Source organism: Prevotella nigrescens (assembly GCF_031191185.1).
Classification (GTDB): Bacteria; Bacteroidota; Bacteroidia; order Bacteroidales; family Bacteroidaceae; genus Prevotella; species Prevotella nigrescens.
Window position 1 is genome coordinate 489,360 of record NZ_CP133464.1, and the last position, 12,697, is coordinate 502,056.

General features: G+C 43.3%; 8 protein-coding genes and 1 pseudogene. 4 read left to right on the forward strand and 5 right to left on the reverse strand.

The features are described 5' to 3' along the window. Positions 1 to 27 precede the first annotated feature (27 nt). The 3 genes from buk to RDV52_RS01855 form a co-directional block, all read right to left on the reverse strand. Complete coding sequence (gene buk, locus RDV52_RS01845; RefSeq protein WP_004367687.1) at positions 28 to 1,092, reverse strand: butyrate kinase; 1,065 nt, start codon at positions 1,090 to 1,092, stop codon at positions 28 to 30. A 3-nt stretch (positions 1,093 to 1,095) separates the two neighbouring features. After that, complete coding sequence (locus RDV52_RS01850) at positions 1,096 to 2,013, reverse strand: phosphate acyltransferase (protein ID WP_004367685.1); 918 nt, start codon at positions 2,011 to 2,013, stop codon at positions 1,096 to 1,098. A 307-nt stretch (positions 2,014 to 2,320) separates the two neighbouring features. Further along, positions 2,321 to 2,728: an OsmC family protein gene (locus tag RDV52_RS01855; protein WP_004367683.1), complete on the reverse strand. Its 408-nt coding sequence runs from the start codon at positions 2,726 to 2,728 to the stop codon at positions 2,321 to 2,323. A 352-nt stretch (positions 2,729 to 3,080) separates the two neighbouring features. On the opposite strand from RDV52_RS01855, the gene RDV52_RS01860 reads away from it, so the two are divergent. The 4 genes and pseudogenes from RDV52_RS01860 to RDV52_RS11225 form a co-directional block, all read left to right on the forward strand. Then, complete coding sequence (locus tag RDV52_RS01860; protein ID WP_040557345.1) at positions 3,081 to 3,794, forward strand: DUF2975 domain-containing protein; 714 nt, start codon at positions 3,081 to 3,083, stop codon at positions 3,792 to 3,794. Positions 3,795 to 3,807: 13 nt separating this feature from the next. Beyond that, positions 3,808 to 4,035, forward strand: coding sequence for a helix-turn-helix domain-containing protein (locus tag RDV52_RS01865; protein WP_004367680.1), 228 nt, complete (start codon positions 3,808 to 3,810; stop codon positions 4,033 to 4,035). A 103-nt stretch (positions 4,036 to 4,138) separates the two neighbouring features. Then, positions 4,139 to 6,958, forward strand: coding sequence for a M16 family metallopeptidase (locus RDV52_RS01870; protein ID WP_004367679.1), 2,820 nt, complete (start codon positions 4,139 to 4,141; stop codon positions 6,956 to 6,958). A 414-nt stretch (positions 6,959 to 7,372) separates the two neighbouring features. Continuing rightward, positions 7,373 to 7,527 (forward strand): annotated as a pseudogene (locus tag RDV52_RS11225) (IS256 family transposase, variant Zn-binding type); the annotation flags it as partial. A gap of 59 nt (positions 7,528 to 7,586) precedes the next feature. Here RDV52_RS11225 and nifJ read toward each other — a convergent pair. Both nifJ and RDV52_RS01880 read right to left on the reverse strand, forming a co-directional pair. Next, the gene (gene nifJ, locus RDV52_RS01875) at positions 7,587 to 11,153 is read right to left on the reverse strand and encodes a pyruvate:ferredoxin (flavodoxin) oxidoreductase (RefSeq protein WP_004367678.1); all 3,567 of its coding nucleotides are present in this window, start codon (positions 11,151 to 11,153) and stop codon (positions 7,587 to 7,589) included. Between the two features lie 126 nt (positions 11,154 to 11,279). After that, entirely contained in the window at positions 11,280 to 12,464 is a 1,185-nt protein-coding gene (locus RDV52_RS01880; protein WP_004363790.1) for an ATP-binding protein, read from the reverse strand. Positions 12,465 to 12,697 lie beyond the last annotated feature (233 nt).

Sequence of the window (12,697 nt, forward strand, 5' to 3'; positions counted from 1 at the left end):
GAATGCAATAAATGAAAGCTCAACGGCTTAGTATTCTTTTATCGTCTGCTTGCCTTCCAGTGCGGCAAGAGCATTCTCTGTCAGGGCGAGCATCTCGTCCTGACCGGGATAAACAACAACCGGGGCAAGATAGCCAATGCGCTTCTCAATCTCGTTAACAAGGTATTCGCTGTAACACATGCCCCCCGTCAGAATGATGGCGTCTACCTTTCCGCAGAGCACGGCACCTTCAGAGGCAATTGCTTTAGCCACGTTCAATATCAAGGCAGATATGACAAGCTGGGCATGTTCGTCGCCTGCATCTATGCGCTTACGTATTTCGCGGAAGTCGTTGGTGCCTAAATGGGCAAGCAGCCCACCCTGCGACGTTATCTTCTTCATCATTTGCTCTTCGGTGAGACCGCTGTGATAGCACAAGCGCACTATTTCCGACATGGGCAGCGTACCCGTCCGCTCGGGAGAAAAGGGACCGTCGCCCGACAAGGCATTGTTTGCATCGATGGCACGACCTTGCCGGTGGGCTGCAAAAGAAATGCCCCCACCTAAGTGTGCAATAATTAAATTAAGCTTGTTGTACTGTGTATTATGTTCGCGCGCATAGCGACGGCCAACTGCCTTCTGGTTCAATGCGTGCCAAATACAAATGCGTGGAGTTTCAGGAAGTCCGGTAATGTGTGCTTCCGGTATCATTTCGTCTACCACACCGGGGTCTGCTATGAAGCTCTGGCAGCCCGGAATCATCTCTGCAATATCATAAGCCAGCTTGCAACCGAGGTCGCATGGGTGCTGATGAATCGCCTTGCGCTGGTCTTCTATCATCTGTGGGTTCACTCTATACACACCGCTTTCTACGGCTTTCGATAGTCCTCCGCGTCCTACTACGGCATTGAAATCGAGGGGAATGTTACGTTGTTGCAGTTCCTGAAGTATGCGTTGCCTGCGATATTCGTACTGGTCGAAGATGGTATGGAAGTGTTCCAATTCGCTGCGTGAGTGCTTGACATCTTCCACAAAAAGTGGTTCGCAGTTGTTTGCCACTGATATTTTTGTTGAAGTAGAGCCAGGGTTAATGGCTAAAATCTTGTACGCCATGGTTTATTTATTCTTTGATTTAGAGATGATGGCAGCAAGTGCCAAGCTGTAAAACTTCGATTCTACGGTATCGCCGCGGCTCGCCAACACCACGGGAACCTGTGTTCCTTGCAACACGGCGGCTGTTTCGGCTCCTGCAAAAAGCGTTATGGCCTTGTAGAACACATTTCCTGCCTCGATGTCGGGGAAGATAACGGCATCGGCTTCGCCCCCTATTGGAGAGTCTATCTTCTTGTCTGCCAACGCTTCAGCCGAGCATGAAGTCTTCAAATCGAGCGGACCGTCTACTATACAGTTGCCAAATGCTCCTTCGGCAGCCATCTTCTTTAGTTCAAGATAGCCCTCGGTGTATGGGAAATGCTTTCCGTCGGGTTTCTCCGAGCAGTGAATGAGCGAGATTTTAGGTTGTTCTATATTGAAGGCATGGCAGAAATTAGATACGTATTTTATTTGTTCCATGCGTTGTTCGTGCGTCGGGAAAGGAAGCACGGCAGGGTCGGTAAAGAACAAGAGCTTTGGATAAGAAGGTATTTTGGCTGCTGTGATATGAGTTAACACACTTCCTTTCGGCAGGATACCCTTTTCTTTGTTAAGTATGGCGCGTAGTAATACATCGGTGTTCACAAATCCTTTCATCAGGGCGTCGGCTTTTCCTTGCCGCACAAGTTCCACTGCTTTTTCTGAAGCGTCCTGCGGGTCGTTGGCAGAAAGGGTCTCGTATTTCCCTTTCAACTTATCGGCTGTTTGTTGAGAGCATACCAAAATGGGGATTATGACACCTGCCTTGCAAGCCATTTCAACAGCATCGAGGGTATGATTGTCTTCTGCCCAGACAACGGCAACATTATTTTTAATACCACTTTCGTTCAGACTTTCAATCAATTGAGAGAAGTCCGTAATGCTTCTTGTATTGTTCTTCATATTAAATAGTTATATTTGTGCGAAAGTTTTAATCTCTTGTTCAGTGCCACAAAGATACAAAAAAGGTCTTTATTTATCAAAATACACTTTTTATAAAGTAGGTATTTTTTGATATTTTAAGACTTTATCAGGTGATGGAAGTGCGTTGATACAATTGAATGTGTCTGACTAATCTCTCTTAAAAGGAAGTAAGGGAAACTAAGAAAACCCGAGGAGGGATAAGTATTATAAAAGAAATAGTCTCCCTATGGACACTGTGGGCTATAGGGAGACTATGTATTCCAAGAACTATAGAACACCTACAGTTCTATTCTTCGTACACGAAAGTAAAGTCTTTCTGTGCTTTCAGTGAGTTGCCGACAAAGCAACCCTTCAGTGCAAAGCTCTCGAACTTCTTGCGTAAATTTTCATCTAAATTGCCTTTTACGTGGAATTCGATAGCTATTTTCTCCACCGTCAGCGTCTTAGGGTCCTCCACTATCTCGCCAACTACGGCATAGGTACCCGTCAAATCGATGTTTTCGCGCTTGGCACGCATTGCAATGGTAGTTAAAGTGCACGCTGCGAGCGACTGAGCCAATATGTCTACCGGTGTTGCATACTCGCCTAACCCACCCGAAGCCTTGCCTGCATCGGTTTTAAGCGTCTGTCCTGAAGCCTCATAGGTAGCTTCTACCCTGAAGTTTCCTAAGTATTTTACAATTGATTTCTCCATTATTACTATTTTTTTATTATCGAAAGCAAAGATAATAATTTAGTTTTAATTGTGCGAAAGATATTATAACATTATGGTATTTAAACGTTTTTTAGAATTTATACAAACCATTTCACGGCTCTGTAGAAACACGATTACAACCTGACTGATAAAATTTGAGCATGTTGGACGGGAGACGTTATATGTCTGCAACATTGGAAGAGGTTACCAATCTTTAATATAAAATTATTGTTAAACAATAAATTATTGTCGTTTTAAATTTTGGAAAAATAAAATTTATAGCTACTTTTGCACTGTAGAATATAAAGTGTGGCTACCAACTCGCAATACATCTGTTAAACAAAAGGGCACTATGAATAAACGATTGTACCTTTACTGCACCTTGTTACTATGCATTATGTCCTGCATGATGCTCTATACCGTCTACGATGCGGGCAAGGCGCTTGTTAATGGATATGCCGAAGGGGCACACATGACCGACCTTGAGCTGAAAGCGCAACAGGACAGCGTCTATGCAAAATCACAAGAATACAAGGCCATAAAAAGGAAACAATTGGAAGATGAAGACTGGGCTACTGCCACACCCGTATCGTTTAAGGTTGGCTTGCAGGCTCCGCCAACAACTTTCATTAACCAGAAAACCGGCAAGCCAGAGCGGGTCTGGATGCGTACCATAGATGTTAACTATAAATCGCCGCACTATTTCCTCGCCGTAAAAGGACTGAGTTTCTTGATTATGGCAGGACTTTCGCTGACGATTTTAATACTTGCGTTTAAACTTATAGCGCGTTTCCGCAATTCGGAAAATATCTTTCTGGTACGCAACTTGAAGCTTATACGGAGGTTAGCGTTCTGTACGCTCATCTATTATGTATTGTGGTGGACCATAACATTGGTTGAAGTGTACTTCATAAAGCAGTCGTTTAGTCTTGAAGGGTGCAACATCGACCTAATAAGTACGCTCGAACTGCCCAACGGTCTCTTTGAAGTCCCATTCACGTTCATCGTGTACGAGGTATTCTCAATCGGCGTTAAAATGCGAGAGGAAAACCAATTAACAGTGTAGGAAGGGAATAAAGATGATAGTAGTAAACCTTGACGTAATGATGGCAAGGAGGAAAATGTCGCTAAACGAACTTTCTGAACGGGTTAACATTACCCTTGCTAACTTGTCGATTCTAAAAACCGGAAAGGCAAAAGCCATACGCTTCACAACGCTTAACGCCATTTGCGAAGCACTGAACTGCCAACCGGGCGACATATTAGAGTTTAGAGAAGGCGACCAGGGGCAAGAGCTTACATGCTAAAGATTAGCTCCCTATGTATAATGAGGTGTACTATCGAAGAATAAATGATAAAGAAATAAAGAATAAGAAGAAAATAAATATCTACTTTAAGCATGAATAAAATATGAGAATTAAAAACATTTTTATTGCACTTTTTGTGCTTTTTACAACCAGTGCAACAGCACAAAACGAGATGGGAGATATGCCAAAAGCCCCCATCGACGCTGCTGTTAAGATAGGACACCTTGACAATGGGCTAACCTATTACATTCGGAAAAACAACTATCCGGAGGGTAAAGTAAACTTCTACATAGCACACAAGGTAGGAGCAATACAAGAACAAGACAATCAGGACGGTCTTGCACACTTGTTGGAACACATGGCTTTCAATGGGTCAAAGCACTTCCCCGACGATTCCGTGGTCAAGTTCATGGATAAAACAGGCGGTGGCTGGAACGCATACACTACTGCCGACCACACTGTTTACTTTCTTACAGGTATCAATGCCAAGCGTCCTGCACTCGTAGATTCTTGTTTGCTCGTATTAAGCGACTGGTCTCAGGGACTGACACTCACGGCTGACCAAATTGAAACAGAACGAGACGTGGTGCACAACGAGTACCGCGGACACAACGCCATGCAGCGATTGCTACGTGCTGCCAATGCCGACTTGTTCCCAAACAGCATCTATGGCCGGCGCACAGTCATTGGAAGCATGGACGTTATAGATAAATGTAATCCTGAAACACTGCGTGCTTACTATCGCAAATGGTACTTCCCTGGCAATCAGGCTATCTTTATTGTGGGCGACATCGACCCTGACAAAGTGGAAGCCAGCATAAAACGCCTGTTCGGCGGGCTGAAACCAGCCAAGGAAGCAACCAAAGCTACACCTGTAATGGTGGACGACAACGACAAGATTCTATATGCTTTTGGCAGCCATAAAGAGGTTTCACAAGAGATTTTCCAACTCTACCGCAAAATAGAATACATTGCTCCGGAAGAGAAGAACTCTCTTATGTACCTCTACATCAAGCCAATGTACTCGCTTGTAAACATCATGTTCAACAACCGTATGCAGAAAATTGCACAGGCACCGGAGTCAAACATCACGGTTGCACAAGGCAATGTAGATGGCTATGCAGGTCAGACTATCACTCGTGACGCCGAAGGTATCGTGGTGGTTCCTAAGCCTGGCAAAGAGAAAGAGGCTATGGCACAAATCATTCGTGAGATGAATCGCATCGGACAGTATGGCTTTACCGAATCGGAATTTAAGCATGCGAAGGAAGCTTACAAGGCTTCACTCGACAATCGTTATAACAATCGTGCGACAATAACAAACGACAGCTACGCCCAAACGCTCATCAGCAACTTCCTCGAAGGCGAACCTTACAGCAATATAGAGCAACTACACGAACTCTACGGGCAGGTTATTCCAATGCTTCCGCTGGCTACTGTCAACGAAATGGCAAAGAATTTAATCAACGTAAACGAGAAAAACTTTGCTATCAGCGTGATTCTTCAGGAGAAAGATGGCAAGACAGGCTTTACAAAAGCAGAACTTCCAGGCATCGTAAACGCTGCTCGTGCAGAGAAAGTAGATGCTTATGTGGACAACACAAAGGAAGAACCTATGATGTTAAATGAGCCAAAGCCGGGCAAGATAGTAGGTGAGAAAGTGTTAAAACAGTTCGGTGCCAAAGAATTAACGCTCTCTAACGGCGCGAAAGTCATCTTGAAGAAGACCGACCTTAAGGCAAACGAGATTCTTATGATGGCTACTGCAGCTGGCGGAAAGAGTATCGGCAAGAACGAAAACCTCGCTATGCGCAAGCTTTGGGACGATATGGCAAGCATACATGGACTTGGAACGAAAGACATCAACGACCTTGCCAATATTGCACAGACCAAGACTACGAACGTAGAAGCAGGCATAAGCAACGACCTTCACTACCTTAGTGGCTCTACTGTAAACCAGAATTTAGAGACATTAATGCAGATGATAAACCTCAGTTTCACTGGGATTAAGAAAGACGAGAACTACTATAAACTCATAACACAGTACATGAAAGGAAAGATTGAGGGCAAAGCAAACGACCCGGAAATGGTCTTCCAGGACTCAGTAATGTATTATGAGCACAACAAACAGCTCGACGTACTCTCTCCAGACCCTAAAGATATCGACAATATCAACTACGACCGGGCACTCGAACTCTATCGTCAGCTCTTCAATAATGCCTCTGAATTCACCTTCGTGTTCGTCGGAAGCTTCGACGAAGCAACCATTCGCCCGCTCATTGCAAAGTATATTGCCTCTCTCCCATCAAGCAAAAAGAAGGCAGAACTGGCAGATATGCGCAACTATACAAAAGGAAATGTAGAGAAGAGCTTCAGCTTTAAGATGTCGAATCCACAGAGTAAGATTGTCGATACCTATCGTTCTGACAAGGTTCCATATACTCTTGAAAACTTATTAAATGCGAAAGTGCTGGGCCAATACCTCTGGAATAAGATGTTTGAGATTATCCGCGAGAAAGAAAGTGCGGTGTACACACCAATGCCAAGCGTTAGCCTTGAAAACGACTTGAATGGAAACTACCTCGTAATAGGCTGCGAACTGGCAACCAATCCGGAGAAGACAGCCATTGCAAAGAAGCTCGCCAAGGAGATTATCTACGACGCACAGACGAAGATAACCAACGACGACGTGGCAAGAGCAAAGGAGTCAATTCTTAAAAACCACTCTGAAGCGTTGAAGAAAAATAGTTATTGGTTGAACGTTCTCTCTGATTATGCTACCTACGGTATTGATAGAGCCAACGGTTTCGATGCCGTCATGAAGGCGATAACACCGCAGACACTTGGCAATATAGCCAAAACTGTATTGAAATCTGGTAATCATATCCAGGTAACAATGAATGCAGAGAAACTTGATAAATAAAGAAATAGAAGAAAAACGGCAACTTCTCGTTGCACCGAAGAAGTCTTCGAGGAGTGCCGCGTTCATAGTAATTATATAATAACTGGTAGCCCCTTGTTCTTTATAGTTATTCGCGCAGGGGGACTTGCATTTTAATTTAGATTTTGATTTTATGACATTTAGATGGTGGTGCTCTGATTACTGGGAAGCAGTTAGTGCACAAACCGCAAGAGACTGAGAAGTTTTTAGTGGTGCTGGAGCATAAAGAATCGTCTTTACACCTATAAGTTCTCTCGTAAGATGATAGATAATCTCCAGAAAAATGATAGGGAATGCACTTTATACAGTGCGTTCCCTATTTTTTGTATCGAAAAATATTAAATCCAAATCTCTAAGTTTGCAATTCATATTGCAAACTTAGAGATTTGGGATTAATGGTGTGATGGGTGGAAAGAGTTCCTCGATGAACGAAATCTCCTGAACTCAGGCAAGACAAACTAATAACTTAAAATGGTACTGCATAATCATAGTGGAATGAATGAAGTTGATAAAAAGAAGTTCATAGATGGATATTCCTGAATATAAAAAAAGGTAGGCTGGAATTACCAGCCTACCAAATGTACATTACGAAAAAGTTTATAAAATTGTATTAAGCATTCTCACTCCAGTCCTCCTTGCTCTTGCGAACATAGCTTTGGTAGCGGAGTTTTGCCATTTTCTCTGCCGCATCGAAGAGCTCTTGTGCTTCAGTTGGATAAGCTTTCTTGACAGAGAGATAGCGAACTTCACCCAGCAGGAAGTCTTGGAACTTGCTCCAGTCTGGCTCCTTAGAGTCGAGAGAGAATGGGTTCTTGCCTTCTTCTGCCAGCTGTGGATTGTAACGCCACAAGTGCCAGTAACCGCTTTCTACGGCGCGGCCTTCTTCTGCCTGGCTCTTACCCATACCACCCTTGGCTTTCAGACCGTGGTTGATACATGGAGAGTAAGCGATGATGAGTGATGGACCTGGGTATGCTTCAGCCTCGCGGATAGCCTTGAGGGTTTGTGCTTGGTCGGCACCCATGGCGATTTGGGCAACATATACGTAACCGTAAGTCGTTGCCATCAAACCGAGATCCTTCTTACGGATACGCTTGCCCTGTGCAGCAAACTGTGCAATGGCACCGAGTGGAGTAGATTTAGAACTCTGACCACCTGTATTAGAGTAAACCTCTGTGTCGAGCACGAGGATATTTACATCTTCGCCAGAAGCGATAACGTGGTCGAGACCGCCGTAACCGATGTCGTAAGAAGCACCATCGCCACCGATAATCCACTGTGAACGCTTTACCAAATAGTGGTCTAATGTTTTCAATTCCTTGCAGATTGGGCAACCAGCTTCGGCACCTGCAGCAATCAGCGGCTTCAATGCCACACTTGCTTCCTTAGATGCGTCGGCGTTGTTCTTGGCATCAATCCATGCCTGTGCTGCAGTCTTGAATTCTGCTGATACGTGCTCTTCAGCCATAGCATCGTTCAAGAGCTTGGTAATACGTTCGCGCATCTTCTTGTTGCCAAGTGCCATACCCAGACCAAATTCGCAGAAGTCTTCGAACAATGAGTTGTCGAATGCAGGACCTTGCCCCTGTTCGTTGGTTGTATATGGAGTTGAAGGTACTGATGCAGAATAGATGGAAGAACAACCTGTAGCGTTGGCAATCATTTCTCGGTCGCCGAACAGCTGAGAAACTAACTTGACGTAAGGCGTCTCGCCACAACCTGCACAAGCTCCGGAGAACTCGAATAATGGCTGGGCAAACTGTGAGTTCTTGACGTTGCTCTTAATGTCTACCAAGTGCTGCTTTGTCTTAACATTCTTAACAAGGTAGTTCCAGTTGCCGATTTGATGCTCGTCGTGTGTGAATGGAACCATTGCAAGTGCCTTGCCATTCTTGTTACCAGGGCAAACGTCAGCACAGTTTCCACAGCCTACACAGTCGAGAATGCTGACCTGAATGCGGAAATGCATACCTGCCATAGGCTTCGGAACTTTCATCTCCAATGTCTTGTCTTCAAATCCTTTCACTTCTTCATCGTCGAGAACGAACGGACGGATACAAGCGTGAGGGCAAACGTAAGCACATTTGTTACACTGAATACAGTTTTCGGAAGTCCATTCCGGATAGAAAGCCTCAACACCACGCTTTTCAAACGCAGCAGAACCGTTCTTCATCGTACCGTCTACCATATCGTACTTGATGAAGTCGGAAACTTTCAGCAAGTCGCCCACCTGACCGTTGATAGGACGGACAATTTCCTTAATGTATGCAGGAGCATCGTCGGTTGCATCTTCTTCATCGTCTGCAAGGTTCGCCCAAGCTGGGTCTACTGGTAATGTTTTGTATTCGCCACCACGGTCTACGGCTGCATAGTTCTTATCAACCACATCTTGTCCCTTATTGCCGTAAGACTTAACGATAAATTCCTTCATCTGCTCAACTGCCAAATCAACAGGGATTACTTTCGTAATGCGGAAGAATGCACTCTGCAAAATAGTGTTGGTACGGTTGCCAAGACCAATTTCCTGTGCAATCTTTGTTGCGTTGATGTAGTAAACGGTTATGTTATTCTGAGCGAAGTAACGCTTAATCTTGTTAGGAATGAAGTTTACAAGCTCTTCGCCTTCGAAAATGGTGTTCAGAAGGAAGGTGCCGTTCTTCTGCAAACCACGAATTACGTCGTACATACGTAAGTATGCCTGAACGTGGCAAGCTACGAAGTTAGGTGTATTTACCTGATAGGTAGAACGGATTTCGCTATCACCGAAACGCAAGTGAGAGCAGGTGAAACCACCAGACTTCTTAGAGTCGTAAGAGAAGTATGCTTGGCAGTGTTTGTTGGTATTGTCGCCGATAATCTTTACAGAGTTCTTGTTGGCACCGACAGTACCGTCAGCTCCCAAACCATAGAACTTAGCTTCGAACATACCTTCGCCACCCATCGGAATTTCATCAATCAGTGGAAGAGAGGTAAATGTAACATCGTCTACGATACCTACCGTGAAGTGGTTCTTAGGTTCGGCAAGTTCAAGATTGTTGAATACAGAAATGATGTGAGCCGGTGTGGTATCAGATGAACCGAGACCGTAACGGCCACCAACAATCAATGGTTTGTTTTCTACATCGTAGAATGCGCTCTTAACATCAAGATACAATGGTTCACCTTCTGCACCGGGTTCTTTCGTTCTGTCGAGCACTGCAATGCGCTTCACTGTCTTTGGAACAGCGGCGAGCAAGTGCTTCACAGAGAATGGACGATAGAGATGGACAGAAATCATACCAATCTTCTTGCCTTGCTTCATCTGATAATCGATGACTTCACGAGCAGCCTCGGTAGCAGACCCCATAAGGATAATGATATTTTCTGCATCTTTAGCACCATAATAAGAGAAGAGGTGGTATTCACGACCAGTAATGTCCTTAATCTTTGCCAAGTAGTCTTCAACTACTTCTGGAATATTCTCGTAGTATTGGTTGCAAGCTTCACGATGTGTGAAGAATGTCTCTGGGTTTTCAGCAGTACCACGGGTTACTGGACATTCCGGAGAGAGTGCACGGTCGCGGAAACGTTTCACATCTTCTGGGTCGAGGAGCTTGGCTACTTCGTCCTGGTCTATCATCTCAATCTTCTGATATTCATGAGATGTGCGGAAACCGTCGAAGAAATTTACGAATGGAATGCTTGTCTTCAATGAAGCAAGGTGTGGAACAGCTGTAAGGTCCATTACTTCTTGCACTGAACCAGAGCAGAACATTGCGAAACCTGTCTGCCGACAAGCCATAACGTCTGAATGGTCGCCGAAGATGCACAATGAGTGTGTAGCGATTGTACGAGCTGAAACGTCGAACACGCAAGGAAGCATTTCACCTGCAATCTTATACATATTAGGAATCATCAACAACAAACCTTGTGAAGCAGTAAATGTTGTTGTGAGTGCACCAGCCTGCAGCGAACCGTGCATAGCACCTGCAGCACCACCTTCTGACTGCATTTCCTGAACTGTTACAGTCTGACCGAAAAGATTCTTACGTCCTTTTGCTGACCATGTATCAACATGTTCCGCCATTGGAGAAGACGGAGTGATAGGATAGATAGCTGCTACCTCTGAAAACATGTAGCTCACATGAGCTGCAGCTTCATTACCATCACAGGTAATGTACTTTTTTTCTTTCGCCATTGTCTTTATTTATTAAATGTTTCTATAATGTTTTTGGTCTGTTTTGTATAGGCCTGTTTAATATCAAATTCTTCTTTTACTATATTTATTGTAGTTTTGTTTTGTGCTTGCACTTCAGGCTTCGTATCAATATAGAAATCCAAACAACCAAAGTGGAATTTTATTGTCTTTCCCTATCTCTGTATTATAGCGAGCGTAAATAGTTTCGTTGTTTAAACGCATCTTTACGTTTTCCGCATCGCAAATCCTGAATCTCTTATTTTCGTCTATTATATAATTTCCTTGTTTGTTTCCTTCGTTCACCAAATGCCCAGACAACAGAGCATTGACAAAGAATGTTTCCATTACATCTTGCTGTTCTACATGTATGGGATATATTGCGTAAATAAGATTGGAATTGTTCATTATCACCTTTGCTGGCTTTTTAGGAAATTCCTGCCCAACAGTATAGATAATGTTTATCAAACGTGAATCTGATAAATACTTAATGTAGTTCATAACAGTTGCACGACTTGTATTTATCTCTTTAGCCAAATTGCTTATATTAGGCGATTTCGGACCTTCTAAAGCAAGTAGGTAAAAAAGTTTCTTAATCTTTGTAAGGTACTTTAGTTCTATTTGTTTGATAAGCAAAATATCCACTTCGGTCATCATGTTCATTGTCTTCAGCAGATTTTCAGAATAATTTCTGTTTTCCAAAAAGAAAGGATAATAACCATGATGAATATAATCCTGAAAATATTTTAGTGGGCTAACCTTTGGTAATATCTGCCTTGTTATCTCTTCGTGGTTTTTGATGATATCGTCAAGTGAGTAGGAAGGGAAGTTGTGTCCTGACATATAGTTTAGGAATTCTCTAAACGAAAAGCCTCTTAAATTATAGCTTTTAACGATTCCATTAAGCTCTGGGTTTTCTTCCTTCAGGCGCATGACACTCGAACCAGTAAAGGCTATCTTTAGTCCTGAATAGCTATCATAGCACTTACGTAGGTCATAGCTCCAATTAGGCTGTTTGAAAATTTGGTCAATAAGCAATACTTTTCCACCACCTCTATAGAATTCTCCTGCAAAGTCGGCAATCCCTCTTTCCTGAAAATAGAAGTTATTCATATTTATGTAAAGACACTTCCTGTCGTTAGCTCCAAACTTCTCTTTCGCATACTGAAGAAGAAAGGTCGTTTTCCCTACGCCCCGTGTTCCTTTTATGCCTATCATACGATCGTTCCAATCTATTTCGTCCATAAGCATACGCCTCACAGGAGCATAATTATGTTCCACTAAGTAGGTGTGAGTACGGAAAAATGCATCCATCTTACTAACTGCTAAATTATTTCATATCCTGACTAATACCACCAGAGAACACATTTACAAGTGCGTACACCTAATAATATTATCGTGTGCAAAGATAATATTTATTTCTTTAATTTGCAAACTATAGATTGCAAAAACAACCTTTTTACTATTATTTATATTTTGTCTTCTTAGATATTTGCTATACCTTTGCATTAAAAATCCAGCAAATAGAAAATAAACTTTCGGCATTC